This is a genomic window from Georgenia wutianyii (assembly GCF_006349365.1).
GTDB lineage: Bacteria > Actinomycetota > Actinomycetes > Actinomycetales > Actinomycetaceae > Oceanitalea > Oceanitalea wutianyii.
Genome location: NZ_CP040899.1, coordinates 57,561 through 83,473, shown reverse-complemented (window position 1 = coordinate 83,473; position 25,913 = coordinate 57,561). Strand labels below are relative to the sequence as shown.

Here is a 25,913-nt window from a genome sequence, read left to right as displayed (position 1 = left end):
CGCTCTCCTGCGAAAGAAGGACGAAACGGGCGTGATGGCGGCTCAGGCCACCGTCGTCCCGAAGGCGAGCCCGAGGACGTAGGTGACCGCGGCGGCCCCGTAGCCGATGGCCAGCTGGCGCAGTGCCCGCCTGAGCGGGGGCGCGCCGGACAGCACGCCCACCACCGCGCCGGTGAGCAGCAGCGCGAGCCCGACCACGGCGGCGGCGACGAGCACCGCCGTCGTCCCGGAGAGCCCGAACACCCACGGCAGAACGGGCAGCAGGGCACCGGAGGCGAAGAAGAAGAAGCTGGAGACGGCAGCCGACAGGCCGGTGCCGATCTCCTCGAACTCCGACTCCGGATGCTCCGCGTGCCGCAGGGCCGGTGCGGAGAGCACCTCCCGCGCGTGGGCCTGCGCCTCCTCGGCGTTCATCCCGCGGGCGCGGTAGACGAGGGCGAGCTCGTTGGCGTCGACGTCGAGGTGCGGGATCGCCTCCGCGGTGGACGGGTCGGGCCGGGAGGCCTCGAGCAGCTCGCGCTGCGAGCGCACGGACACGTACTCACCGGCGCCCATCGACAACGCCCCGGCGAGCAGGCCGGCGATGCCGGTGAAGAGCACGGTCTGGCCGGAGACGCCGGTCGCCCCGATGCCGAGGACGAGCGCGAGGTTGGACACGAGGCCGTCGTTCGCGCCGAACACCCCGGCGCGGAACATGCCGGACATGCGGCTGCGGCCGCGGGTGGCGAGGGAGCGGACGACCTCGCCGTGGATCTGCTCGTCGGCCGCCATCGCCGAGGTGGCGTCCTCGTCGGCGGCGTAGGAGGAGCGCGCCTCGGCGCGCTGGGCGAGCGCGAGGACGAACACGCCACCGAAGCGGCGGGCGAGCCAGCCGAGCACCCGGGTGCGCAGCGCGCCGCGCCGGGGGTAGCCGACGTGCTCCCCGAGCAGCGTCCGCCAGTGCTCCTCGTGGCGCCCCTCGGCCTCGGCGAGCTCGAGCAGGATCGCCCGCTCCTCCCCGGTCCGGCGGCTGGCGAGGTCGCGGTAGACGGCTGCCTCGGCGCGCTCGTCGGCGAGGTAGCGGCGCCACCGGCGGATCTGGGCGCGCGTGGGCGCGGGGCGGTCGTTCACCCCCATAGCCAAACAGGCTTCCCCGACATGGGGAAACGAGGAACGCCTACCCGGCGACGGACGTTTCGGGCACCCTCACTCGGTGGATGCGGGCGACGAGCTCGACGACGGCGAGCGCCTCGCGCGGGTCGACGGGCAGCGGCCCTCCCTCGAGGAGCGCCGTCGCGAGCAGGTCGTAGAACCGCGGGTAGCGGCCCGGCTCGCACGCCACCGGCTCGGCGCCGTCGCCCGTGCCGAGCAGCGCCGGCGGCTCCTGCCCGTAGTCGGCCGCCGACGGCGCGAGCCCGGCCGCCAGCTGGGCCTCCTGGACGTCCGGCGCCGTCTTGACGAACGCGGCGCGCGAGCCGAGGACGCGCATCCGGTCCCCGGTCAGTGCCGCCGTCGTGCTCATCGTCAGGTGCGAGCGCACCCCGGAGCGGTGACGCAGCGAGACGAAGGCGTCGTCGTCCGCGCCGCCGCGGTGGGCCGAGAGCTCGGCGTGCACCTCGTCGACCGGCCCGAAGAGGACGAGCGCCTGGTCGATGAGGTGGGAGCCGAGGTCGAAGAGCACCCCGCCTCCCTCACGCCACGTCGCCGCGGCCTTCCACGGCTTGGTCTCGGCCGTCTTCCAGCGCTCGAGCCGGGACTCGAAGCGCCACACCTCCCCCAGCGCCCCCTCCGCGAGCAGCCGCTGCAGGGTGAGCAGCTCGCTGTCCCACCGGCGGTTGTGGAAGACCGTGAGCGGACGCCCGAGCGCCTCGGCCCGCTCGACGAGCGCGCGCCCCTCGGCGGGGTCGGGGCACATCGGCTTGTCGAGGACGACGGCGCAGCCCGCCGCGAGCGCCGCCGTCGCCGCCGGCACGTGGGTGGCCGGCGGCGAGGCGACGACGACGAGGTCCGGCCCGGTCGCGAGCGCCGCCGCGAGGTCGGGGACCACCCGCGCCTGCGGGTGCAGGCGGGCCGCCGCGGCCGCGCGACCGGCGTCCGAGGTGACGATCACCTCGAGCCGGTACCGCGCGTCGTCGGCGAGGAGCGGGCCGTGGAAGACCTGCCCTGCGTGGCCGAAGCCGACGAGGGCGGTGCGGATCGCGCTCAGATCTCGGGCTGAGGAGGCGTGGGGGGCATCTGGGAGCCGCCACCGGAGCCTGCGGACGGGGCGGACGAGGAGCTCGTCGAGCCGTTCGTGCCGTTGATCCGGCTCTTCACCGTGCCGGTCACCTTGTCGGTGACGGCGGAGGCCTGGTCGCGGGCGACCTGGCCCACCTTCTCCTCGACCTTGTGCACGCCCGACTGCACGCGGGGGTTCTCCCACACCTGCTGGCTCGCGGACTTGATCTTCTCGAACTGCTGCCGACCTGCGCGAGCACCGAGCAGGTAACCGACCCCGGCTCCGACGAAGAACGAGAGCTTGCCCATGAAACGTCCACCTCCGTATGTGATGAGGGGCATCACCCTACGGTGACCTGGGCCACCGCGCACGGGCACGACCGCCCGGGAACGGGGGGAATGACTAGGATCGCGGGGTGAGTACCGAGCAGACCGCCGACGCCGCCGCCGCAGACGCGCTGGCCGAGTCCACCTCCGACGCCTCCCTCGAGCGCACGACCCGCCGCTCCCAGCAGATCGAGGCGGAGATCGACGCGGACCCCTCGCGGTTCCGCGTCCTCACCGGGGACCGGCCCACCGGCCACCTCCACCTCGGCCACTACTTCGGGACCCTGGCCAACCGGGTGGCGCTGCAGAACCGTGGCGTGGAGACCTGGGTGCTCATCGCCGACTACCAGGTCATCACCGACCGCGACGCCGTCGGGGAGATCGAGGAGCGGGTGCTCTCGCTCGTCGCGGACTACCTCGCGATCGGGATCGACCCGGAGCGCTCGACGGTCTTCTCCCACTCCGCGGTGCCGGCGCTCAACCAGCTCATGCTGCCGTTCCTCTCCCTCGTCACCGACGCCGAGCTGCGCCGCAACCCGACCGTCAAGGCGGAGTACGAGGCGAGCGGCGGGCGTCCGATGTCCGGGCTGCTGCTCACCTACCCGGTCCACCAGGCCGCCGACATCCTCTTCTGCAAGGCCAACCTCGTGCCGGTCGGCAAGGACCAGCTCCCGCACCTCGAGCAGGCCCGCGTCATCGCCCGCCGCTTCGACGAGCGCTACGGGCGCGTGCAGCCCGACCGCCCCGTCTTCCCCGCCCCCGAGGCCCTCCTGTCCGCTGCGACGCTCCTGCTCGGCACGGACGGGCAGAAGATGAGCAAGTCGAAGGGCAACACCATCGAGATCGGGATGGACGCCGACACCACCGCCAAGCGGCTGAAGAAGGCGGTCACCGACTCCGACCGGCACATCACCTACGACCCCGCCGGGCGTCCCGAGGTCTCCAACCTCGTCCTGCTCGCCGCGCTCGCCAGCGGGCGCGACCCGCACGAGGTCGCTGCCGAGATCGGCGACGGCGGTGGCGGCGCGCTGAAGAAGGCGGTGACCGAGGCGGTCAACGAGCACTTCGCCCCGATCCGTGCCCGCCGTGCCGAGCTCCTCGCCGAGCCGGGCTACCTGCGCCAGGTGCTCGCCGAGGGCAACGCCCGCGCGAACGAGGTCGCCGCGGCCACGCTCGCCGAGGTCCAGAGGGCGCTGGGGATGGTCTACTCCTGAACCCGGCGGCGCACGACCGTGCGCGCTCGGCGCTGTCCACCTAGCCTCGGGTGCATGAGCGAGCACCGGAAGGACCGCCCGCTGGACGTCGTCGTCTACGGCGCGAGCGGCTTCGTCGGCCGTCTCGTCGCCGAGTACCTCGCGCGGCACGCCCCCGGCCGGCGAGTCGCCCTCGCCGGGCGCTCCCGCGAGCGGCTCGAGGCGGTGCGTGCCGGGCTGGGTGAGCACGCGGCCGACTGGCAGGTCCTCACCGCCGACGCCGAGGACGACGCCGCGCTGGCGGACCTCGCCGCCTCCACGCGCGTCGTCGCGACGACCGTCGGGCCCTACACGCGCCACGGCCTGCCGCTCGTGCGGGCGTGCGCGGAGGCGGGCACGCACTACGCCGACCTCGCCGGGGAGGTGCTCTTCCTGCGCGAGAGCGCCCACCGCTTCCACGAGACCGCGCGCGGCACCGGGGCGCGCATCGTCCACTCGTGCGGGTTCGACTCGGTGCCCTCGGACCTGTCCGTCCTCCTCACCGCGCTCCACGCCCGGGCCGACGCCGCGGGCGGGCTGCGCGAGGTCACGCTCGCCGTGCGCGAGATCGCGGGCGGTGTGAGCGGGGGGACGATCGACTCGATGCGGGTGCAGGCGGACGCCGCCCGGGACCCGGAGGCCGGGCGCGTCCTCGCCGACCCCTACGCGCTGCTGCCCGACGGCGTCGCCCCGCCCGCCGTCGACCAGCACGTGCCCGCGCGGGCCTTCCGCGACCTGCTCACCGGGACCTGGGTGGCGCCCTTCCCGATGGCGGCGTTCAACACCCGGGTGGTCCACCGCAGCAACGCGCTGGCCGGCTGGGCCTACGGGCGCGACCTGCGCTACCGCGAGGTCATCGACCTCGGGCCCGGCCCGCGCGGGGAGCGGCGGGCGCGCGCCCTCGCCCTGGGCACGGGGGCGGCGGCCGCCGCGATGACCCTGCCGCCCACCCGCTGGCTGGCCGACCGGCTGCTGCCCGCTCCCGGTGAGGGACCCGACGAGGAGACGCGCCTGTCGGGCCACTTCCGCGTCGAGACCCTTGCCCGCACGACCACCGGCGCCCGCTACCGCACTGTCTTCGCCGCCCAGGGCGACCCGGGGTACGCGGCGACCGCCGTCATGCTCGGGGAGTCGGCCCTCGCTCTGGCCACCGACGAGAGCCGGCTGCCCGACGGCGGCGGCGTGCTCACCCCCGCCACGGCCCTCGGCCCGGTGCTTGCCGACCGGCTCGTGCGCGCCGGGTTCCAGATCACCACCGAGCGCCTGGAAGGGGCGCCGGCCTAGAGCCGCGCCCGCACGCGCCCCGCCGCCGCGACGAGGCGGCGCAGCGCGGGCTCGACCTCCTCGTAACGCCGCGTCTTGAGGCCGCAGTCGGGGTTGACCCACAGCAGCCGCGGGTGGACCGACTCGGCCGCGAGCCCGACGAGCTCGGCGACCTCGTCCTCGCTCGGCACCCGCGGGGAGTGGATGTCGTAGACACCCGGCCCGACGCCGCGGGCGAACCCCGCGGCGTGCAGCTCGGGCAGCACCTCCATCCGGGAGCGGGCGGCCTCGATGCTCGTGACGTCGGCGTCGAGCGCGTCGATCGCGTCGATGACGTCCCCGAACTCCGAGTAGCACAGGTGGGTGTGGACCTGGGTGCGGAGGCCGGCGACGGCGGTGGCGATGCGGAACGCGCGCACCGACCAGTCGAGGTAGGCGGGCCGGTGCTCCGCGCGCAGGGGCAGCAGCTCGCGCAGGGCGGGCTCGTCGACCTGGATGATGCCGATGCCGGCGGCCTCGAGGTCGGCCACCTCCTCCCGCAGCGCGAGCGCCACCTGGGCGGCGGTGTCCGCCGGCGGCTGGTCGTCGCGGACGAAGGACCAGGCGAGGATCGTCACCGGTCCGGTGAGCATGCCCTTGACCGGCTTGTCGGTGAGCGAGGCGGCGTACCGGGTCCACTCGACGGTGATGGGCGCGGGACGCGCGACGTCGCCCCAGAGGATGGAGGGCCGGGTGCACCGCGTCCCGTAGGACTGCACCCACCCGTGCTCGGTGGCCGCGAACCCCTCGAGCTGCTCGGCGAAGTACTGGACCATGTCGTTGCGCTCGGGCTCGCCGTGGACGAGCACGTCCAGGCCGAGCTCCTCCTGCAGCCGCACCACCCGCTCGATCTCCGCGCGCATCGCCGCGGTGTACTCCTCCTCCGAGAGGTCGCCGGCGCGGTGACGGGCGCGGGCGCTGCGGATCTCGGAGGTCTGGGGGAAGGAGCCGATCGTCGTCGTCGGCAGCGGCGGGAGGTCGAGCACCTCGGCCTGCGCGGCGGCCCGCTCGGCGAAGTCCGCCCGGGTCACGTCCTCCTCACCGATCGCGGCCACGCGCCGGCGGACGTCCTCCCGACGCACACCGGGGTGCTCGAAGCGGGAGCGGCGGCGGTCGGCGGCCGTGCGGAACGCCTCGCTCGCGGCGCCGGGGCCGCCGGTGAGGGCGGTCGCCAGGGCGAGCACCTCCTCGACCTTCTGGTCGGCGAAGGCGAGCCAGCTGCGCAGCTGGGGGTCCAGCGCGCGCTCCGCCCCGACGTCGTAGGGGACGTGCTGCAGGGAGGTCGACGTCGTGACGCACAGCCGTCCGTCGCGCGCCGCGCCGTCGGGCAGCCCCGCCTCGAGCTCCTGGAGACGGGCGAGCGCGGCGTCGAGGTCGGTGCGCCAGACGTTGCGCCCGTCGACCGCCCCGGCGACGACGACAGCGTCCCCGAGCTGCGCGAGCACCTCGGGCGAGGGCGCGGCGCCCCGGACGAGGTCGAGGCCGACGGCCTCGACGCCGGCCCGGGCGAGCACCGGCAGGGCGTCCTCCGCGGAGCCGTAGGGGACCGGGACGAACAGCGCGGGCCGCTCGGGGCGGGTCGTCTCGGTGGCGAGCACGGCGTAGGCGCGCTCGGCGGCGGCGAGCACCCGCTCGCGCGGGACGTCCCAGTCCACGGCGAGCGCGGGCTCGTCGAGCTGCACCCACGGCGCCCCGGCCCTGCCGAGCGAGCGCAGCAGCTCGACGTAGACGGGCAGGAGGTCCTCGAGCCGGTCGAGGGGGGTGAAGCCCGCGGGCGGCGCGGTCGCGGGAGCGGCGCCCTCACCGTGCTGCTCCCCCACCGCCTTGCTCAGCAGGAGGAACGTCACCGGCCCGACGACGACGGGGCGCGTGGTCACGCCCTCCGTGGCGCCCTCGAGGAAGAGCCGCAGGACGCGGTCGTCGGCGAGGCGGAACTCGGTGCGCGGGCCGATCTCCGGCACGAGGTAGTGGTAGTTCGTGTCGAACCACTTCGTCATCTCCAGCGGCGCGACGTCGCCCTCGCCCCGGGCCAGGGTGAAGTAGCCGGGCAGGTCGAGGGCGCCGTCCTCGTCGAGGAGGTGGGCGAAGCGCGGCGGGACCGCACCGAGCGTGACGGCGGCGTCGAGCACCTGGTCGTAGTAGGAGAAGTCGCTCGGGATGGACGCGTCGTCCGGCGCCAGGCCGAGGTCGACGAGCCGGGTCCGCTGGGAGCGGCGCTGCTCGGCGGCCTGCGCCTCGAGGTCGTCGAGCTCGCTGTGCCCCGCCCAGAAGGCCTCGACGACGCGCTTGAGCTCGCGGAGCGGCCCGATCCTCGGGTACCCGAGGATCGTGGCGGCGGGCAGCTGGGGCGCGGTGCGGTCGGTCATCGGGTCGTCCTCGTGATCGGTCGGGTGTGGGCGAGTGGTCGGCGAAGTCGCTCGACGACGTCGAGCGCGGGCCGGTACTGATTGAAGGTGAACACGTGCAGACCAGGTGCGCCAGCGGCGATGACGCCCTCGGCGAGCCGCACGGTCGCGGCGACGCCGACGCGGTGGCGCTCCTCGTCGTCGGGGGCCGCGGCGAGGAGGTCCAGGACGTCGTCCGGCACGGGCACCCCGGTGAGGGCCGCGAGCCGGGTGAGCCGGCGCGGCTCGGTCAGCGGGATGATCCCGGCGACGACGGGCAGGTGGACCCCGGCGGCCCGCGCCTCGGCGACGAGGTCGGCGTAGGCGGCCGGGTCGTAGAACACCTGGGTGATCGCGTAGTCCGCGCCGGCCTCCTGCTTCTCCAGGAGCGCGGCGACGTCCTGGGCGCGGGTGTGGGACGTGCCCGCCGGGTAGGCGGCGACGGCGATGCTCAGCCCGCGGCCGCCCAGGCGCTCCCGCTCGACGTCGCGGATGAGCGCGACGAGCTGGCTCGACCGGCTCAGGCCGCCCGGGCGGGTGGCGGGGCGCCCGTCGGGCGGGTCGCCACGCAGCGCGAGGAAGTCGCGCACGCCGTCGTCGACGAGCTCGCGCACGAGCTGCCGGAGCTCCTCCCGGGTGCTGTCGACGCAGGTGAGGTGGGCGATCGGGGTCACCGAGGTCTCGGCGAGGATCCGCTGCACGAGCTGCCGGGAGGCGTCCCGTGCAGAGCCGGACGCACCGTAGGTGACGGAGAAGAAGTCCGGCGCGGCTGCGGCCAGGCGCTCGACGGTCTCCCACGCGGCGGCCGCAGCGGCCGGCGTGCGCGGCGGGTAGAGCTCGAAGGACACGGTCGGTCGGCCACGCGGCACGGTCAGCAGGCTAGCGGTGCTCAAGGAGACTCTCCCATCGGACCTGGCGGAAGCACCCGCACCCGTGGACCGGGGGGTTGCTGCGGCGTCGACGAGCCAGGACTCTCGACCGCTCTGGATGGTGGTGCGATCGTGCTGGTGCCGTCGCGACCTGGGCAAAGACCATCCGGGATGCGAGACCACCGGCCCGCTCGGGCGGGCGCGGTGAGACGGGGCCGCCCGTCGTACAGAACTCCGCTCTCGCGCAAAAACCCGCTCTCGCGCAGAAGTCGGCTCTCGCGCAGAAGTCGGCTCTCGTGAGGAGGTCCTCAACCCTTCCCCCGCCGACAGCCGAGTTGCTCACGACAGCCGAGTTGCTCGCGACAGCCGAGTTGCTCGCGAGAGCGGAGTTGTGCGCGAGGGTGCGGCTACCTCGGGGAGAGCTGCGCGACGACGGCGCGGTGGTCGCTGTCACCGACGTCGAGCACGGCGGCGGCGTCGACGACGTACCGGTCGCCGTCGAGCAGGATGTGGTCGATGGGGGCGCCGACGAGCCGGGGCAGGTGCGCCGGCCACGTCGCGAGCCCGCCGACACCACCCTCGGTCGACGCGTCGACGCAGGTGCCGATGTCCCGCATGGGCTCGTGGTCGAGCGTCGCGTTGAAGTCCCCGGCGACGATGACGTCGGACTCGCTGCGGCACGCCTCGGTCACGGCGTGCAGGTCGGCCCGCCACCGCTCCATCGCCCGGCCGGGCGCGTGCGGGCTGATGGGGTGGACGGCGAGGAACGTGGGGCCTTCGCCGTCGACCGGCTCGGCACGCACCGCGCCGTGCGACGTCGCCGGCGGGTCGGCCTCCGCGTACTCCCCGAGGTCAGCGCTCACGAGGAGCGCGGTCGAGCTCGACTCCCACTTCCCGGTCTGCCGGGCGAACACCTGGAACGGCGTCCCCGTGCTCGCCGTCAGCTCCTCGGCGACGAGTCGCGCGCTGGCCGCGGAGGTCTCCGGCAGGGCGAGCACGTCCGCGCCCGTCCCCAGCGCGGCCGCGGCCACCTGCTGGGGCGTCGCGCCGCCCCCGAGGGTGTTGAGGGTGAACACGGTGACGGCACCGGCGGGCGCCTCGGGGAGCGGGTCGTCCGTCAGGCCCCGGTCCCACAGGACGAGCCCGTGCCCGAGCCCGACCGCGAGGAACGCGAGCGCGAGGACGGCACCCCGCGGCCGCCGTCGTCCGCGGAGCGCGGCGAGCAGGACACCGAGCAGCAGGACACCGCCGAGCACCACGAAACCGGCCACGAGGTAGGGACGCATGGCGATCGCCTGGGTGACCGGGAGCCGGGTGGACAGCCCGAGGCGCGCCGGGTCGAGCGTGAGCGCGGCGGCGGCGACGAGGGCGAGGGTCACCACCCAGCCGAGGAGCTTGAACACCGCGCCATTGTCACCCGGCAGGCACTCCCGGGGCGCCGTCCTCCCACCCCCCTCACCCGGCGCGCGCAACTCCCGCACTCCTCCTCGCCCGGACGGGACCGTTCATCGGGAGGAAACCCGGATGACCGGGCCCGCCCGATCGGCGAGAATGGTCGACCGTGAGCACGGAGCCGGGCGCGGAGCACGCAGACAACGCGCCCCAGCGACCGGAGACCGGCGCCCCGGCCCAGCCGGACGGTGCCCCACGCGGCGAGACCCACCGGGGTGAGACCCACAGCGGCGACGGCCGCCGCGGACGGCGCCGGCGCGGCGGACGCTCCGGTGCCGAGGCCGGGCGCTCCGGTGCCGACGCCGCACGCTCCGACACCCCGGCCGGACGCTCCGGCGCCGACGCCGGAACCCCGGCTGCCGGCTCGGGCACCACGGGTGAGAACCCCGGACGCTCCGGCGCGGGCCGCCGCTCGGGCCGCTCGGGCAAGGGACGTCCGGCCGGGCACCGCGGCTACTCGCCCGAGCAGCTGGCCGCCCGACGCGCCGCCGTCCCGCACATCACCTACCCGGAGCAGCTGCCGGTCTCGGCACGCCGCGAGGAGATCGCCGCGGCCATCCGCGACCACCAGGTCGTCATCGTCGCCGGTGAGACCGGCTCGGGGAAGACGACCCAGCTGCCCAAGATCTGCCTCGAGCTCGGCCGCGGGGTCGAGGGCACCATCGGGCACACCCAGCCGCGCCGGATCGCCGCCCGCACCGTGGCCGAGCGCATCGCCGAGGAGCTCGGCGTCCCGCTCGGCGGCGCCGTCGGCTACCAGGTGCGCTTCACCGACGAGGTCGGCCCGACGACGCTCGTCAAGCTCATGACCGACGGCATCCTCCTCGCCGAGATCCAGCGCGACCCGCTGCTGCGTCGCTACGACACGATCATCGTCGACGAGGCCCACGAGCGGTCCCTCAACATCGACTTCATCCTCGGCTACCTCGCCCGGCTGCTCCCGCAGCGTCCCGACCTCAAGGTCGTCATCACCTCCGCGACCATCGACTCCGCCCGCTTCGCCGCCCACTTCGGCCGCGACGGCGAGGACGGCGAGCGCGTCCCGGCGCCCGTCGTCGAGGTCTCCGGGCGGACCTACCCGGTCGAGGTCCGCTACCGGCCACTCGTCCCCGACACCGAGGACGACTCCCCCGCCCCCGAGGAGGAGCTCGACCAGCCGACGGCGATCTGCCGCGCGGTCGACGAGCTCATGACCGAGGGCCCGGGCGACATCCTCGTCTTCCTCTCCGGCGAGCGGGAGATCCGTGACACCGAGGTCGCCCTCGCCGAGCACCTCGGCCCGCGGTACGCCGGCCGGGCCGCGCCCGGACGGCCCGGCGTCGTCGAGGTCGTCCCGCTGTACGCGCGGCTCTCCGCCGCCGAGCAGCACCGGGTGTTCGAGCCGCACCAGCTCCGCCGCGTGGTCCTCGCGACGAACGTGGCCGAGACCTCGCTGACCGTGCCCGGCATCCGCTACGTCGTCGACCCGGGCACCGCCCGGATCTCGCGCTACTCCAACCGCACGAAGGTCCAGCGGCTGCCGATCGAGCCGGTCTCCCAGGCGAGCGCGAACCAGCGCGCCGGACGCTGCGGCCGCGTGGCCGACGGCATCGCGATCCGGCTGTACTCCCGCGCCGACTACGACTCGCGACCGGAGTACACCGAGCCCGAGATCCTGCGCACCTCCCTCGCCGCGGTCATCCTCCAGATGGCGGCGCTCGGGCTCGGCGACGTCGAGGGCTTCCCGTTCGTCGACCAGCCCGACACGCGGTCCGTGCGCGACGGCGTCCAGCTCCTCGTCGAGATCGGTGCGCTCGACCCGGACGACGCCGGCGGTCCCCGGCTCACCCCGGTCGGCCGTCAGCTCGCCCGGCTGCCGATCGACCCGCGGCTGGGCCGGATGCTCCTCGAGGCGCAGACGAACGGCTGCGCCGCGGAGGTCATGGTCATCGTCGCCGCCCTGTCGGTGCAGGACGTGCGCGAGCGGCCCGCCGAGCACCAGCAGGCCGCCGACGCCAAGCACCGCCGGTTCACCGACCCCACGTCCGACTTCCTCGCCTACCTCAACCTCTGGCGCTACCTGCGGATCCAGCAGCGCGACCTGTCCGGCTCGGCGTTCCGCCGGATGTGCCGGGCGGAGTTCCTCAACTACCTGCGGGTGCGGGAGTGGCAGGACGTCGTCGCCCAGCTGCGTCAGCTCGCCAAGCCGCTCGGGCTGTCCATGCACCCGATCGCCCTGCCGCACGCGGACGAGGTGGGCGAGGACCCGGCCGCCGCCGCCGTCACCGCGGGCCGCTCCGCGGACGCCGCGAGCGCCGACGCGATCCACCAGTCCCTGCTCGTCGGGCTGCTGTCCAACCTCGGCAGCTACGACGAGCGACGCCGCGAGTACGCCGGCGCCCGGGGCACCCGGTTCGTCGTGTGGCCCGGGTCCGGCCTGGCGAAGAAGACCTACGACTGGGTGATGGCCGCCGAGCTCGTCGAGACCTCCCGCCTCTTCGCCCGGACGGTCGCGCACATCAAGCCGTCGTGGGTGGAGCCGGCCGCGGCGCACCTCGTGAAGAAGGTCTACTCCGAGCCCTACTGGTCCGCCCGGCAGGGCGCGGCGATGGTCCACGAGAAGGTGCTCCTCTACGGGATGACGCTCGTCGCGGACCGCACGGTGCCCCTCTCCCGCGTGGGGACCGACGCGGCGCGCGCCCTGGCCCGCGAGCTGTTCATCCGCCACGCGCTCGTCGAGGGCGAGTGGCGCACCCACCACAAGTTCTGGGCGCGCAACAAGGAGCTCCTCGCCGAGGCCGAGGAGCTGGAGAACCGCACCCGACGCCGGGACCTCGTCATCGACGAGAACGGCATCTACGACTTCTACGACGAGCGCCTGCCCGAGTCCGTCGTCAGTGCCCGGCACTTCGACTCGTGGTGGAAGAAGCGCCGCCACGAGGAGCCGGAGCTGCTCGACTTCACCCGCGAGCTCCTCTTCGGCGGGGAGCCGGACGTCTCCTCCGGCGACTTCCCGGACACGTGGAGGCAGGGCGACCTCACCCTGCCGCTCACCTACCAGTTCGAGCCCGGCACGGCCGCCGACGGCGTCACCGTCCACGTCCCGGTCGCCGTCCTCGGGAGGCTGCGCGCCGACGGGTTCGACTGGCTGGTCCCCGGCCTGCTGCCCGACCTCGCCGTCGCGACGATCCGCTCGCTGCCGAAGAAGGTGCGCGTCCAGCTCGTCCCGGCTCCCGACGTCGCCCGGGAGGTGCTCAAGCTGCTGCCGCAGTGGTCGGACGTCGCGCCGGCGCCGTTCGGGGCGCCGTCCTTCCGCGAGGCCTTCTCCGCCGCCGTCGCCATGGCGCGCGGCGTCGAGATCCCCGACGACGCGTGGGACGAGGAGAAGCTGCCCTCCCACCTGCGGATGACGTTCCGCGTCCTGGACGACAAGGGCACCGTGCTCGGGGAGAGCACGTCGCTGCCGATGCTCCAGCGGCGGCTCGCGGCACAGACCCAGGCCGCGGTGCGCAGCGCCGTCAAGGGCGCGGTCGCCCTCGCGCTGGAGGAGGCCCGCGAGCAGTCCGGCGGCGGGCGGCTGTCTGCGGGCGGTCCGGCGCCGACCGGCGGCGAGACGGCGGTCGAGGGCGCCGCCGCCGGGGCCGCGCGGCCGGTGGCGGCGGGGATCACCGAGGAGCACGGGCTCAGCACGTGGCCGGCCGTCGGGACCATCCCCGCGCAGGTCGAGTCGACCGGGCCGCACGGCCTGCTCGTGCGCGGGTACCCGGCGCTCGTCGAGGTGCGCGCCGAGCGCGGGAAGCCGCCGCGGGTGGACCTCCTCGTCCTCGCCGACTCCGGCGAGCAGGCGCGCGACCACCGTCGCGGCGTCCGGCGGCTGCTGCTCACCGAGACGGCGCTGTCCACCTCGCGGGTGACGACGCGGTGGACGGGCCGCGAGGCGCTCACCCTCGCCGCAAGCCCGTACCGGGACACCGGGTCGCTCGTCGCCGACGTCCAGCTCGCCGCCGTCACGGCGCTGGCCGACGAGTGGGTCGCGGCCCACGGCGGTCGCGAGCCGATGGACGCCGCCCGCTACGCCGAGCTGCGCCACGCCGTCCGCGCCGGGCTGGAGGACCGGGTGTACCGGATCGTCGGGCAGGTGGTGGCGGTGCTCGACGCGCACCGTGAGCTCGAGGCGACGGTCAAGGACGCGACGTCGATGTTCCTCCTCAACACGCTCACCGACGTCAAGGACCAGGCCTCGCGGCTGGTCTACGACGGCTTCGTCTCGCGCACCCCGGCCGACCGGCTGGCCCACCTGCCGCGCTACCTGCGCGCGGCGCAGCGGCGCGTGCAGCGCGCCCAGGACAACGTCCACCAGGACGCCAACCTGGCCTGGCGCGTGGGCGAGCTGGAGGAGGAGTACGAGGCCGCGGCGTCGGCCGCGCGCCACGCCACCGCCGACGCGGCCCGGCAGGCGACCCTGGAGGAGGTGCGCTGGCTGATCGAGGAGCTGCGCGTGAGCTTCTTCGCCCAGCAGCTCGGCACCCCGGTCAAGGTGAGCGAGAAGCGCATCCGCAAGCTCCTCGCCACCGCCTGACGCAGCCACGTTCCCCGGCCCCACCCTCACCCACCCGCCGAGGTCGCACATTCCCGTCAGCGGTCGCCGGTTCTTTCAGCGGGACTCGGAGGAGAACGTGCGAACTCGGCGGCGGGCGAAGGCCGGGCGAGCGGCGGGAGCGACCTCGAGGGCGAGGGCGGCGGGCGTGCGCTAGGGGCGCCAGCGGGTGGTGACGAGGGACAGGGCGGCGGCGACGTCGGCGCGGCGCTGGTCGTCATCGCGGGCGGTGGTCGCCACGCCGTAGATCATCCGCAGGGCGAGGGCGACGGCCTCGACCCCGATGTCGGGGGCTGTCAGGCCGGCGGCCCGGGCGCGCTCGAGGGGCCCGGTGAGGATCTCGGCCAGCTGGCGGTCGCCCTGGTAGTCCGTGACGACGCCGCGCGCGCCGACGACGAGCTCGACGAACCCCACCGACTCGACCATGAGCTCGACCATCCGCGCGACGACCCGTTCGAAGGCGTCGGGCGCCTCGTCCTCGGCGAGCGCCGTGAGCTCGGCGAAGTTCTCCTCGAAGACGGCGAACGCGAGGTCCAGGCGGCTCGGGAAGTGGCGGTAGAGCACGCCCTGCCCCACGCCGGCCTCACGGGCGATGGCGCTCAGGGGGACGTTGTACCCCTTGTCGGCGAAGAGCTCGCGTGCCGCCCTGAGCAGCGCGCGCCGGTTGTCGGCGGCCGCCGCAGGACCTCTGTTGCCTCCGCGGGCGGCGAGCGTCATGCTCATGATCATAGGAACCGGACAACTCTGTCCGGTATCTGTCCCACTGGAGGGAGCAGAGATGACCGAATTTGACCAGACCTACGACGTCGTCGTCGTCGGCAGCGGTGCCGCGGGCATGGTGACGGCGCTGGGAGCGGCCGACAAGGGCCTGCGCGTCCTCATCCTCGAGAGCACGGGCGCGTGGGGCGGCAACACCGCGATGTCCGGCGGAGGCATGTGGCTGCCCAACAACCCGCTCATGCGCCGCGACCGTGCAGGGGACTCACGCGAGGAGGCGCTGGAGTACCTCGAGGCGACGATCGGCGACGAGGGCCGCGCGACGAGCCGCGAGCGCAAGGAGGCCTTCGTCGACGGCGTCGCGGACTTCGTCGACACGGCGACGAAGTACGGCATCGAGCTCGTCCGCGCGCCCGACTACGCCGACTACTACCCCGAGCTGCCCGGCGGCAAGATCGGCCGCGGCCTCGAGGTCAAGCCCTTCGACGTCAAGCGCATCGGGGACTGGTGGAAGACCAACCAGTCGCCGATCCCGCTGCCCGCCAAGACCGACGACGTGTGGCTGCTCGGCCGTGCCTGGTCCACCCCGAGCGGTTTCGTCCGCGGCGCCCAGTTCGTCTTCCGCGCCCTCGGCGGCATCGTCACGGGCAAGAAGCTCGCCGGGATCGGCTCCGGCTGGACGGCCGCGTTCCTCGACGTCGTCGTCCAGAAGCTCGGCGCGGACCTGTGGCTGAGCGCCCCGCTCGAGGACCTCGTCATCGAGGACGACCGCGTCGTCGGTGTCCGGACGACGCGCGAGGGCAAGGCGCTGACGATCCGCGCGACGCACGGCGTCATGCTCGCCGCCGGCGGCTTCGACCACAACGTCGAGTGGCGCCGCAAGTACCACGGCATCGACGGCGCCCCCTCCGGCGCCCGCGGCAACCTCGGCGGCGCGATCGACATCGCCGCACGCCACGGAGCGGCGCTCGAGCTCATGGACGACGCCTGGTGGGGAGCCTCGATCGAGGCACTGCCCGGCGGGTCGCCGTCCTTCATCGTGGGCGAGCGGTCCATGCCCTACTCGATCATCGTCGACTCCACCGGCGAACGGATCGCCAACGAGTCCGAGTCCTACGTCGACCTCGGGCACCACATGCTCGAGCACGACAAGGACGGCCCGTACTGGATGGTCACCGACGTCCGGCACGCCCGCCGCTACCTGCGCACCTACGCCTTGGACCCGCGGGCGAACAAGAAGATGCAGGAGGCCGGGATCATGGTCAAGGCCGACACCCTCGAGGAGCTCGCCGAGAAGCTCGGCGTCGACAAGGCCCGCTTCGCCGAGACGATCGTGCGTTTCAACGGCTTCGCGCGCTCCGGCGTCGACGGCGACTTCGGCCGCGGCAACTCGGCCTACGACCGCTACTACAGCGACCCGACCGTGCGCCCCAACCCCAACCTCGGCCCCATCGAGAAGGGCCCCTTCACGGCCTTCAAGCTCGTCGTCGGGGACCTCGGCACCAAGGGTGGTGTGGTGACCGACGCCGACGCGCGGGCGCTGCGCGAGGACGGCTCGGTCATCGAGGGCCTCTACTCAGCGGGCAACAACTCCGCCTCGGTCATGGGGCGCACGTACCCCGGGCCCGGCTCGACCATCGGCCCGGCCGCCGTCTTCGGGATGCGCGCCGCCCGCCACATGGCGAAGGTCGGCGTGCCGACGACGACGGCGACGGCGACGGCGACCACCGTGCGCTAGTCACCCCCACCCTCCGAGGTCGCACGTTTCCGTCAGCGGTCGCCGGTTCTTCCGGCGGGACTCAGGCGAGAACGTGCGACCTCGGCGGCGGGGGAGCGCGCGGCCGGGGTGGTGGTGGGTCGACTCAGCGGAACGGGGACGTGAGGGGAACCTCGGCGTCCGGCTCGTGCGTGATCCGGTTGCGCAGATCCCGGCGGGTGAGCTCGATGACCCACATCCACGCGGCGTGCCCGGCCAGCTCGGAGAGGTGCTCCTCGATCGGCTGGTCCCACAGCGCCGGGATGATGCCGACCGCGGGCATGACCACCCAGTGCCAGGCGATCCAGACGACCAGGCCGTACGCGACGCCCTGCCAGAGCTTGATCCGCGGCCACTTCTCGGCGACGACGCAGTAGATCACCGCGAAGAGGATCGAGAACGCGAAGTGGAGCAGGAAGCTGAACCACGGCAAGGCGTTCTCGTTGAAGTAGTAGACCGCGTGCGTGAGGTCCGACGGGGTGCCGAACAGCTCGGCGAACGCCTGCGGCGGGTTGGTCTCGTTCCGCTCGGGCGTGCGAGGCGGGAACGGCACCTCCCAGCCGAACTTGACGATCGCACCGATGCAGCCGGTGATGATGCCGACCCACACGGCCGTGCCGTACCGGCGTCGGGCCTGATCGGTGACCACGAGACGGGACCTGTGCTCGGTGCTCATCACGCATCCCCCAAGGAGCAGATGTGTCGAGGAGGCAAGGCTAGGTCCGCACGCGCCGGCCCGCACCGGCTGGCGGACCGCCCCGAGCAGTCCGGGGGTCAGGCGAAGGTGATGGCGTGGCGGGCGCGGTGCTCGTCGAGGAGGGCGTCGACGACGCGGGCGGTGCGCAGGGCGCTGACGCCGGTGCTCGGGCAGGTGCCGCGGCCGGTGAGCTCGTCGACGACGCTCTGGATGAGCGGCAGCTGGACGGTCACCGGGTAGGGCGCCTCGATGTGCTGCTCGCCGGCGGCGGTGGTGAGCACGAGCGGCTCCTGGCCGAACGTCGAGAACCGCAGCGTGCCGGTGGACCCGAGGATGCGGACCTCGTCGCGCTCCTCGGCGGTGCCGTAGCTCCACAGCCCGCTGCCGAGCGCGCCGGACTCCAGCTCGAAGGAGGCGCTGACGACGTCCTCGGCGGTCGTCACCCGCCCGAACCTCGCGGCGTACCCGGTGACGCGGGCGACCGGCCCGAGGAGGTGGTCGAGCAGGTCGAGGGTGTGGGAGGCGAGGTCGACGAACAGGCCGCCCCCGGCGACCTCCGGGCGGACCCGCCACGGGACGTCCGCGCCGTCCGCGAGCGCCGACGGCTTGGACGCGTGGACGGCGACGGCGTGGACCTCGCCGATCGCGCCGTCGTCGAGCAGCCGCTTGACGGTGACGAACCGTGGCATCGCGCGGCGGTAGTAGGCGACGAAGACGGGCTGCCCGGCGCGCTCGGCCGCGGCGAGGACGTCCTCGCACTCCGCGGCGGTGCGCGCCATCGGCTTCTCCACGTAGACCGGCTTCCCGGCCTCGAGGACGCGCACGGCGTAGTCGCGGTGGGAGTCCGGCGGGGTCGCGACGTAGACGGCGTCGACCTCCGGGTCCTCGATGAGCGCCTGGGCGTCGTCGTACCAGCGCGGGACGCCGTGGCGCCGGGCGTAGTCGGCCGCCTTCTCACCGTCGCGGCGCATGACGGCGACGAGCGAGGAGCCCTCCGCCTGCTGGAAGCCCGGGCCGCTCTTGGCCTCGGTGACGTCGCCGACCCCGATGATGCCCCATCGCACTGTGTCCACGGGCCGAGGCTATCGTCCGCGCACCCGTGCCGGATCCAGCGCTCGGCGGGCGAGGGGCTGGGTGGGGTCAGAGGTCGGCGACGGCCTTGAAGCTGGCGTCGAGGGCGGCGTGGGTGGCGTCCATGTCCCGCATCGCCACGGCGACGAACAGGCAGTCGACGACGACGAGCTGGGCGATGCGGCTGGCCATCGCCCCGGAGCGGAACGTCGTCTCGCGCGTCGTCGTGATGAGCGCGATGTCGGCCGTCTGCGCCAGCTTGGAGCCCGGGTGGTTGGTGAGCGCGATGGCCGTGACGCCCTGCTCGACCGCGAGCCGCGTCGGGGCGATGACGTCGGGCGTGCTGCCCGAGTGGGAGATGGCGATGACGACGTCGCCCGGCCCGCGCAGCGACAGCGCGGTGAGCGCGGCGTGCCGGTCGTGGTGGCACGTGGCCTGCAGGCCGAGGCGGGAGAGCTTCTGGCACAGGTCGGTCGCGGTGACGCCGCTGGCCGCCACGCCGACGAGGTCGATCCGGCGGGCCCCGACGAGCGCGTCGACGGCGGCCTCGAGCGCCGCGATGTCGAGCATCGCGGTCGTGTCCTCCACGGCGCGCGCGTCGGCGTAGCCGATCTTGGCGACGACCTGCTCGAGGGTGTCGCCCGGGTCGAGCGTGCCGGAGATGGGGCCGCGGGCGGTGCGCCCCTCCTCGATGCCGGCCGCCTTGGCCAGCGCGAGGCGCAGCTGCGGGTAGCCGGAGAAGCCCATGCGCTTGGCGAACCGCACGACGGTGGGCGCGGACGTGCGGCACCGTTCGGCGAGAGCGGTGATCGACTCGCGGGCCACGGAGGTGGGGTCGGCGACGACCGCCTCACCCACCCGTCGCTCGGCGGGGCGAAGCTCGGGCAGCACGGCGCTGATGCGACTCACCAGCGCGGCGCCGTCGGGGGGAGGGCCGGACTCGACCATGACAACCATCCTTCGGGATGAAATTTAGTTCTCATCGATCTTACTACGACGAAACTCCTTGACTTCCCCCCGCCGACGGGGCATCGTCTGCGCCACCAGACTGTCACGACGGGGGCGTTCCAGCCGCACCCGTCCAGCCGGAAGATGCGAGGAGCGGAGCGATGACGCGAGCGGGAGACACCCGGTGGGGGGTCCTCGTCGACTCCCCCACCGAGGAGCGCAACCCGCGCACGGTCGAGATGGACGTCGTCGACACGCTGCAGCTGCTGCGGCTCATCAACGCCGAGGACCAGCTCGTGCCCTACGCCGTCGGGGCGACCCTGCCCGCCCTCGCAGGGCTCGTCGACGCCGCAGCCGAGCGGGTGCGGGCCGGCGGGACGGTCCACTACGTCGGCGCCGGGACGAGCGGCCGGATCGGCGTCGTCGACGCCGCCGAGCTGCTCCCCACCTTCCGCCTGGAGGAGGGCGTGGTCACCGCCCACCTCGCCGGCGGCGCGCCGGCGATCGTGCGCGCCGCGGAGAACGTCGAGGACGACGCCGCCGCCGGGCGCCGCGAGCTCGGGGACGTCGGTGAGGGCGACGTCGTCATCGGCCTCGCCGCCTCCGGGCGCACCCCCTACGTCGCCGGCGCGCTCGAGCACGCCGCCGCGAACGGCGCGTTCACCGCGCTCGTCACGTCCAACCCGCGCTCGGCGCTGCGCGAGCTCGTCGAGGTCGCGATCGTCGTCGACACCGGCCCCGAGGCGCTCACCGGGTCCACCCGGATGAAGTCGGCCACCGCCCAGAAGCTCGTCCTGCACAGCTTCTCGACCGCGCTCATGGTGCGGCTCGGGCGCACGTGGTCCAACCTCATGGTCTCGATGGTCGCCACGAACCAGAAGCTGCGCGCCCGGACCGTGACGATCCTCCACCAGGCCACCGGGCTCGACCGGTCGGTGTGCGAGGAGCTCCTCGAGGAGGCCGACGGCGACCTCAAGGTCGCGCTCGTCATGACCCTCGCGGACGCCGATCCCCCCGGCGCCCGAGCCGCCCTGGAGGACGCCGGTGGCGTCGTCCGGGGTGCAGTGCAGTCCCTGTCCAGCCCCAGCCACAGCACCCCGTCACGAAGGGAACCATGATGCAACGCCGCACCGTCATCGCGACAGCGCTGTCCGCCAGCCTCCTCCTCGCCGCCTGCGCACCGTCCACCGACGCCCCCGACCCGGGCGACGAGGACACCTCCTCCGAGCAGACCGCCGACGGTGGCGAGTGCGCCGAGGAGGTCACCCTGCGGGTGTGGTCCTGGCGCACCGAGGACGCCGACACCTACAACGACGTGATCTTCCCGGCCTTCGAGGAGGCCAACCCCTGCATCTCGGTCGACTTCCAGGCCTTCGTCAACACCGAGTACAACCAGATCCTGCAGACCGGCCTCACCGGCAGCGACGGCCCCGACATCGCGCAGGTCCGCAGCTACGGCCTGCTCCAGCCGCTCGTCGAGGGCGGCAACCTCGTGGCGCTGGACGACATCGTCCCCGAGGTCGCGGAGTTCGACGAGACCATCCTCGCCGGCGCGAAGGGCCGCGAGGACGGCGCCACCTACGGCGTCCCCTTCGCCTCCCAGACCCTGCAGATGTACTACAACACGGCGATCTTCGAGGAGAACGGCCTCGAGGAGCCGACGACGTGGGAGGAGTTCGTCGCCCTCAACGAGTCCCTCGCCGAGGCCGGCGTCACCCCGATGGCCGTCGGCGGGCTCGACGCGTGGATGATGCCGATCGTCCACGACATCCTCGGCTCCGCCCAGTACGGCGGCAGCGAGTTCGAGCAGGCGATCCTCGCCGGTGACACCGAGTTCACCGACCAGGCCTACGTCGACTCCCTCCAGACCGTCGTCGACCTCCAGCAGTACATGCCGGAGAACGTCGTCGGCGTGAGCTACACCGAGTCCCAGGTCCTGTTCACCACCGAGCAGGCAGCGATGTTCCCCGGCGGCTCCTTCGAGCTCGGGTTCTTCCAGGCGGAGAACCCGGAGATGGAGCTCGGCGTCTTCCAGGTCCCGCCGCCCCCGGGCTCCGCGCTCGACCAGGCCGTCACCCCGGCCTACGCGGACGGCAACTGGGGCCTGAGCGCCAACAGCACCCACCAGGAGGAGGCCGAGACCCTCATCCAGTGGCTCGCCACGCAGGAGTTCGGCCAGATGGTCGCCAACGACCTCAAGCAGTTCTCCCCCGTCCCCGGCGTCTCCTTCGACGAGCCGCTCATGCAGGAGATGTGGGACCTGTACCAGGAGAGCCCCGCGCCCTACCTGCAGCTGGTGAACTTCCGCTACGGCGACCCGACGGGCACCGACCTCATCGGCGCCGGTGTCCAGGAGCTCTTCCTCGGCGACAAGGAGCCCGCGCAGGTCGCGCAGGACGTCCAGGCCGGTCTGAGCGAGTGGTTCACCCCGGGCCAGTGACCGCCACAGCCGCGCAGACGGCCCCGGTGGAGCCGGGGCAGCGCCGCCGCCGCACCATGACGGCGGCGCTGCCCACCCGGGTCGCCCTGCTCTTCATCGCCCCCGCGGCGGTCCTCTTCGGGATCTTCGTGCTCTACCCGATGGCCACCGCGGTGACCTACTCGATGTACTCCTGGCGCGGCACCAGCCAGGAGGAGTTCGTCGGGCTGGCGAACTTCGTCCACCTCTTCACGGCCGAGCCGTACCGCAGCTCGGTCCCGCGCGCGTTCGGGCACAACCTGCTGATGTTCGGCGGGGCGATGATCGTGCAGAACTCGGTGGGCCTGTTCTTCGCGGTCATCCTCCACCGCCGCGCGCGCTTCCGGCGCTTCTTCCAGGTGCTGTACACGATGCCGTACCTGGTGAGCCCGCTCGTCGTCGGCTACCTGTGGTCGCTGCTGCTCTCCCCGCTGTTCGGGCCGGTCAACGCCGCGCTCAAGGCGGTGGGCCTGGACTCCCTCGCCCTGCCGTGGCTGGGCACGCCGTCGACGGCGCTGTGGGTGGTCGTCCTCGTCACCGCGTGGCAGTGGGTCGGCTTCCCGCTCCTGCTCTACGGGGCGGCCCTCGGTGGCCTGCCGCAGGAGCTGGACGAGGCCGCGGAGCTCGACGGCGCGTCCGGGCCGCAGCGGTTCTTCGCGATCACGCTGCCGCTGCTCACGCCCATCATCGGCACGGTGAGCGTCCTGACGTTCATCTTCACGATGGAGGCCTTCCCGATCCCCTACGCCCTCGGCGGGTCGACGGGCAGCCCGGCCGGCGCGACCGACGTGCTCTCGCTCGTCTTCTACCGCACGGCCTTCGAGTCCGGGTCCTCGAACGCCATCGGGACGTCGTCGGCGATCGCAATCCTCCTGTTCCTGTTCATCTTCGGCCTGTCCACCGTCTTCACCCGGTGGTTCCGTCGCACGGAGAGGAAGATCCTCGGATGAGCGCCGCCCTCCCGACGACGCAGCAGCCCGGTTCGCCCGACCTCCCGCCCGTCATCTCCGACCCGACGCTCCGGCCGAACCGGCCGGGGCGCCGGGACCGGGGCTGGGCCGCGGCGGCGACGAGCGCGGCGCTGTGGATCTACGCGGCGGTCGCGACCGTCCCGCTGCTCATCATGCTGCTCAACTCCCTGCGCACGAACCGGGAGCTGGCCACCGAGCCGCTCGGGGTGCCGCTGCGGCCGGACTTCACCAGCTACCAGCGGGCGTGGATCGAGGCGTCGTTCTCGACGTACTTCATGAACTCGATCATCGTCACCGTCACCTCGGTGGTGATCGCGACGGCGGTCTCCCTGCTCGCGGCCTACGCGCTGGCCCGGGCGAAGGGCCGGATCATGTCGGTCGTCGAGGCGATCTTCATCTCCGGGCTGATGATGCCGGTCTTCCTCATGATCGTGCCGATCTTCTACCTGCTGGACTCCTTCGGGCTCATCAGCACCAGGCTCGGTCTCGTCATGGTCTACGCGGCGGTGAGCATCCCGTTCTCGGTGTTCGTCCTCACGACGTTCTTCCGGCAGCTGCCGGGTGAGCTGGAGGAGGCGGCGCGGCTCGACGGCGCCGGCCCGTTCCGGATGTTCTGGTCGGTCATGGCCCCGCTCGTGCGCCCGGCCATCGCCACCGTCATCGTCTTCCGGTTCGTGCCGATCTGGAACGACTTCTTCTACCCGCTCATCCTCATCCGCAACCGGGAGAACTACACCCTCCCGGTCGGGCTGACGACGTTCTTCGGGGAGTACCAGACCGACTGGTCCACGCTCTTCGCCGGGCTCGTCATCGCCACGCTGCCGCTCATCCTCCTGTTCCTCGTCGCGACGAGGCAGATCATCGCCGGCCTCACGTCGGGGATGGGAAAGTAGCGGCGTGAGCGCCGTCCTCGCCGTCGACCTCGGCGGCTCCGGCTCCCGCGCTCGCCTCACCGGCCCGGGCGGGGCGCGGGAGACCGCCGGGGACCGGCTGCGGGTGGACGCGCGCGGGCTCGTCGCCGCCCCGCTCGTCGCCGCGCTCGTCGCCGACCTGGCCCTGCGCCCGGGGGACGTCGCGGCGGTGGCCGTGGGCTCCAGCGGTCTCCTCACCCTCGCCGACGGCCCGCAGGTGGTGCTCGACGCCGTCCGCGCCGCCCTCGGCGACGTCCCGACCGTCGTCGCCTCCGACGCCGTCACCTCCGCGGTGGGCGCGCTCGGGGGCCGGGCGGGGGCCGTCGTCCTCACCGGCACCGGCTCGACCGCGCTGGGCACCGACCTCGCCGGGTGCTGGCGCAAGGTCGACGGCTGGGGTCACGTCCTGGGGGACGCCGGCTCCGGCTCGTGGATCGGGATGCGGGCGCTGGAGGCGGCGCTCGAGCAGCACGATGGGCGCCGCTCGGACGCCGGCGGCCTGCTCGCCGCCGCGGTGGCCCGGCTCGGTGAGCCGGAGTCCTGGCCGCGGCAGATCTACACGCGCGAGGACCGGGCTGGGGTGCTCGCCTCCGTCGTGCCCGACGTCGTCGCCCTCGCGGGGCAGGACGAGGACGTGGCCGTCGCGATCCTGCGCCGCGCCGGGCACGAGCTCGCCCGCAGCCTCACCGCGGCGCTGCGCCCCCCGGTGCCGCCGCTCGCCTCGTGGACCGGCGGGATCTTCGGGTCGCGGGTGGTGCTCGAGACGATGCGCGAGGCGCTGGCCGAGGCACGGCCCGACGTCGTCCTCGAGCCCCCGCGCGGCACGTCGCTCGACGGTGCCGAGCTCCTCGCCCGCCGCTGGCTGGCCGGGGACCTCACCCCGGCCGAGCCGCTGCTCACCGTCCACTGAGCGCGCGCGGGGTGGTAGGTAGCCCGACTGTGCGCCCTCAAGGCCCACCGTGCGCCCGCTCCACCGGGCGCACGGACGCAGCAACGGGGCCGCGGTCCAGCAGTGGGCGCACAGTGAGGGGCGTGCGGCGCGCCCGCCCGGGGAGGTAGGTGTCCGGACACGTCAGACTGCCCCGCGACATGGGGCAGCCTGACGTGTCGCGGAGCCTCTTCCTGCCGTCGGTGGGGAGGCTCGGCCGACGAGGTCGCAGAACCAGCGGGCCTCAGTCGGCGAAGATCTTGCCGACCGGCTCGCGCTTCTCGGCCTGGAAGCGGTCCTCGGTGCGGCCGTAGGCCCAGTAGCCCGACAGCGAGACCTGCGAGCGCTCGAGCCCGCGCTGGGTGAAGAACACCTCGCGCAGCGCCTTCATCGCCTCGCGCTCCCCGTGGGCGAACACCTGGACCCGCCCCTGCGGCCAGTCGTACCCGGCGACCGCCTCGGGCAGCACCCGGGACGTCCCCGGGGCCGCGGGCGCCCGGTGCAGCCACCGCACCTCGACGCAGGCGGGCGCGCGCAGCGGCAGCTCGTCCTGCGGCCCGCCGACCTCGATGAACGCCACTCCCCGCGCGTCGTCGGGCAGCGCCTCCAGGGCGGCCGCGATCGCCGGGAGCGCCGACTCGTCCCCCGCGAGGAGGTGCCAGTCCGCCGTCGGGTCGGGGCGGTAGGCGCCGCCCGGCCCGGAGAGCACGACCCGCTCCCCCGGCTGCGCGCGTGCCGCCCAGGGCCCCGCGAGGCCCTCGTCGCCGTGGACGACGACGTCGATCGCCAGCCAGCCCGCGGCCGTGTCGAGCGCGCGGACCGTGTAGGTGCGGGTGACCGGCAGGTCCTCGGGCGCGAGCCGCTCGCGCAGCTCGGCGACGTCGTAGGGCGGCTCGAGACCGAGCTCCGGGCGCACGAAGTAGAGCTTGACGTACCGGTCGGTGCACTCGTTGTCGGTGAAGGACGCGAGGCCGGGCCCGCCGAGGTAGAGCCGCACCATCGAGGGCGTGAGGGTCTCCCTGCGGAGCACCTCGAGGACGGTCTGCGGACGCCGACGACGGACGGGGCGCTCGGTCACAGGGCTCCTTCTCGGGTCGCGGGATGCGCCGTCCACTGTA

General features: G+C 73.8%; 20 protein-coding genes and 1 riboswitch. Of the genes, 9 read left to right on the top strand and 11 right to left on the bottom strand.

Going from position 1 to position 25,913, the window contains the following annotated elements; genetic code table 11:
* Positions 1–42 precede the first annotated feature (42 nt).
* From FE251_RS00375 to FE251_RS15610, 3 genes are read right to left on the bottom strand one after another with little or no spacing between them, the layout of a single operon-like run.
* Positions 43–1,116, bottom strand: a complete 1,074-nt coding sequence (locus FE251_RS00375) for a VIT1/CCC1 transporter family protein (protein WP_139072606.1) — start codon at positions 1,114–1,116, stop codon at positions 43–45.
* A gap of 40 nt (positions 1,117–1,156) precedes the next feature.
* Positions 1,157–2,176 (bottom strand): Gfo/Idh/MocA family protein, encoded by a 1,020-nt coding sequence (locus FE251_RS00370; RefSeq protein WP_330998320.1) that lies wholly within the window; start codon positions 2,174–2,176, stop codon positions 1,157–1,159.
* 5 nt (positions 2,177–2,181) lie between these two features.
* Positions 2,182–2,505, bottom strand: a complete 324-nt coding sequence (locus FE251_RS15610; protein WP_176554716.1) for a YtxH domain-containing protein — start codon at positions 2,503–2,505, stop codon at positions 2,182–2,184.
* Between the two features lie 107 nt (positions 2,506–2,612).
* Between FE251_RS15610 and trpS the strand changes: the two genes are divergently transcribed.
* Together trpS and FE251_RS00355 are read left to right on the top strand one after the other, a co-directional pair.
* Entirely contained in the window at positions 2,613–3,737 is a 1,125-nt protein-coding gene (trpS, locus tag FE251_RS00360) for a tryptophan--tRNA ligase (RefSeq protein ID WP_139947347.1), read from the top strand.
* 54 nt (positions 3,738–3,791) lie between these two features.
* On the top strand, positions 3,792–5,039 hold the full coding sequence (locus tag FE251_RS00355) for a saccharopine dehydrogenase family protein (protein WP_139947346.1): 1,248 nt from the start codon (positions 3,792–3,794) through the stop codon (positions 5,037–5,039).
* On the opposite strand, the gene metE is transcribed toward FE251_RS00355, so the two are convergent.
* From metE to FE251_RS00340, 3 genes are all read right to left on the bottom strand, one after another.
* The gene (metE, locus tag FE251_RS00350) at positions 5,036–7,423 is read right to left on the bottom strand and encodes a 5-methyltetrahydropteroyltriglutamate--homocysteine S-methyltransferase (RefSeq protein ID WP_139947344.1); all 2,388 of its coding nucleotides are present in this window, start codon (positions 7,421–7,423) and stop codon (positions 5,036–5,038) included. The two genes, FE251_RS00355 and metE, sit on opposite strands and share 4 nt — an antisense overlap.
* Positions 7,420–8,334, bottom strand: a complete 915-nt coding sequence (locus tag FE251_RS00345; protein ID WP_223147553.1) for a methylenetetrahydrofolate reductase — start codon at positions 8,332–8,334, stop codon at positions 7,420–7,422. The genes metE and FE251_RS00345 overlap by 4 nt, the downstream gene beginning before the upstream one ends.
* Before the next feature lie 7 nt (positions 8,335–8,341).
* Positions 8,342–8,435, bottom strand: a riboswitch (SAM riboswitch).
* Between the two features lie 282 nt (positions 8,436–8,717).
* A complete protein-coding gene (locus FE251_RS00340) occupies positions 8,718–9,713 on the bottom strand; it encodes an endonuclease/exonuclease/phosphatase family protein (protein ID WP_139072602.1) in 996 nt (331 codons plus the stop codon).
* Between the two features lie 158 nt (positions 9,714–9,871).
* On the opposite strand from FE251_RS00340, the gene hrpA reads away from it, so the two are divergent.
* On the top strand, positions 9,872–14,320 hold the full coding sequence (gene hrpA / locus FE251_RS00335) for an ATP-dependent RNA helicase HrpA (protein ID WP_168202600.1): 4,449 nt from the start codon (positions 9,872–9,874) through the stop codon (positions 14,318–14,320).
* 171 nt (positions 14,321–14,491) lie between these two features.
* Here the strand turns inward: hrpA and FE251_RS00330 are convergent, their stop codons facing one another.
* Positions 14,492–15,055, bottom strand: coding sequence for a TetR/AcrR family transcriptional regulator (locus tag FE251_RS00330; protein WP_139072600.1), 564 nt, complete (start codon positions 15,053–15,055; stop codon positions 14,492–14,494).
* A gap of 61 nt (positions 15,056–15,116) precedes the next feature.
* Between FE251_RS00330 and FE251_RS00325 the strand changes: the two genes are divergently transcribed.
* A complete protein-coding gene (locus FE251_RS00325; RefSeq protein WP_139947343.1) occupies positions 15,117–16,793 on the top strand; it encodes an FAD-dependent oxidoreductase in 1,677 nt (558 codons plus the stop codon).
* 124 nt (positions 16,794–16,917) lie between these two features.
* Here FE251_RS00325 and FE251_RS00320 read toward each other — a convergent pair whose 3' ends face one another.
* From FE251_RS00320 to FE251_RS00310, 3 genes are all read right to left on the bottom strand, one after another.
* Complete coding sequence (locus tag FE251_RS00320) at positions 16,918–17,487, bottom strand: YagU family protein (protein WP_139072598.1); 570 nt, start codon at positions 17,485–17,487, stop codon at positions 16,918–16,920.
* A 98-nt stretch (positions 17,488–17,585) separates the two neighbouring features.
* Positions 17,586–18,581, bottom strand: a complete 996-nt coding sequence (locus tag FE251_RS00315; protein ID WP_139947341.1) for a Gfo/Idh/MocA family protein — start codon at positions 18,579–18,581, stop codon at positions 17,586–17,588.
* Between the two features lie 67 nt (positions 18,582–18,648).
* Positions 18,649–19,527: a MurR/RpiR family transcriptional regulator gene (locus tag FE251_RS00310; protein WP_139072596.1), complete on the bottom strand. Its 879-nt coding sequence runs from the start codon at positions 19,525–19,527 to the stop codon at positions 18,649–18,651.
* Positions 19,528–19,688: 161 nt separating this feature from the next.
* On the opposite strand from FE251_RS00310, the gene FE251_RS00305 reads away from it, so the two are divergent.
* The 5 genes from FE251_RS00305 to FE251_RS00285 are packed head-to-tail and all read left to right on the top strand — an operon-like array spanning position 19,689 to position 24,777.
* A complete protein-coding gene (locus FE251_RS00305) occupies positions 19,689–20,645 on the top strand; it encodes an N-acetylmuramic acid 6-phosphate etherase (protein WP_139072595.1) in 957 nt (318 codons plus the stop codon).
* On the top strand, positions 20,642–21,967 hold the full coding sequence (locus FE251_RS00300) for an extracellular solute-binding protein (RefSeq protein ID WP_230976479.1): 1,326 nt from the start codon (positions 20,642–20,644) through the stop codon (positions 21,965–21,967). The genes FE251_RS00305 and FE251_RS00300 overlap by 4 nt, the downstream gene beginning before the upstream one ends.
* Positions 21,964–22,935 carry a carbohydrate ABC transporter permease gene (locus tag FE251_RS00295; RefSeq protein ID WP_230976478.1) on the top strand — a complete coding sequence of 324 codons (972 nt, stop codon included), beginning with the start codon at positions 21,964–21,966 and terminating at the stop codon, positions 22,933–22,935. The genes FE251_RS00300 and FE251_RS00295 overlap by 4 nt, the downstream gene beginning before the upstream one ends.
* Complete coding sequence (locus FE251_RS00290; RefSeq protein WP_139072594.1) at positions 22,932–23,849, top strand: carbohydrate ABC transporter permease; 918 nt, start codon at positions 22,932–22,934, stop codon at positions 23,847–23,849. The genes FE251_RS00295 and FE251_RS00290 overlap by 4 nt, the downstream gene beginning before the upstream one ends.
* Positions 23,850–23,853: 4 nt before the next feature.
* Positions 23,854–24,777, top strand: coding sequence for an N-acetylglucosamine kinase (locus tag FE251_RS00285; protein WP_139947340.1), 924 nt, complete (start codon positions 23,854–23,856; stop codon positions 24,775–24,777).
* 262 nt (positions 24,778–25,039) lie between these two features.
* Here the strand turns inward: FE251_RS00285 and FE251_RS00280 are convergent, their stop codons facing one another.
* A complete protein-coding gene (locus tag FE251_RS00280; RefSeq protein ID WP_139072592.1) occupies positions 25,040–25,873 on the bottom strand; it encodes a siderophore-interacting protein in 834 nt (277 codons plus the stop codon).
* Positions 25,874–25,913: the final 40 nt, after the last annotated feature.

Bases quoted from the DNA above. Each gene is read 5' to 3' on its own strand.
- FE251_RS00375 (WP_139072606.1), bottom strand. From the start codon at position 1,116: ATGGGGGTGAACGACCGCCCCGCGCCCACGCGCGCCCAGATCCGCCGG.
- FE251_RS15610 (WP_176554716.1), bottom strand. From the start codon at position 2,505: ATGGGCAAGCTCTCGTTCTTCGTCGGAGCCGGGGTCGGTTACCTGCTC.
- FE251_RS00355 (WP_139947346.1), top strand. From the start codon at position 3,792: ATGAGCGAGCACCGGAAGGACCGCCCGCTGGACGTCGTCGTCTACGGC.
- metE (WP_139947344.1), bottom strand. From the start codon at position 7,423: ATGACCGACCGCACCGCGCCCCAGCTGCCCGCCGCCACGATCCTCGGG.
- FE251_RS00330 (WP_139072600.1), bottom strand. From the start codon at position 15,055: ATGACGCTCGCCGCCCGCGGAGGCAACAGAGGTCCTGCGGCGGCCGCC.
- FE251_RS00325 (WP_139947343.1), top strand. From the start codon at position 15,117: ATGACCGAATTTGACCAGACCTACGACGTCGTCGTCGTCGGCAGCGGT.
- FE251_RS00320 (WP_139072598.1), bottom strand. From the start codon at position 17,487: ATGAGCACCGAGCACAGGTCCCGTCTCGTGGTCACCGATCAGGCCCGA.
- FE251_RS00310 (WP_139072596.1), bottom strand. From the start codon at position 19,527: ATGGTCGAGTCCGGCCCTCCCCCCGACGGCGCCGCGCTGGTGAGTCGC.
- FE251_RS00305 (WP_139072595.1), top strand. From the start codon at position 19,689: ATGACGCGAGCGGGAGACACCCGGTGGGGGGTCCTCGTCGACTCCCCC.
- FE251_RS00300 (WP_230976479.1), top strand. From the start codon at position 20,642: ATGATGCAACGCCGCACCGTCATCGCGACAGCGCTGTCCGCCAGCCTC.
- FE251_RS00290 (WP_139072594.1), top strand. From the start codon at position 22,932: ATGAGCGCCGCCCTCCCGACGACGCAGCAGCCCGGTTCGCCCGACCTC.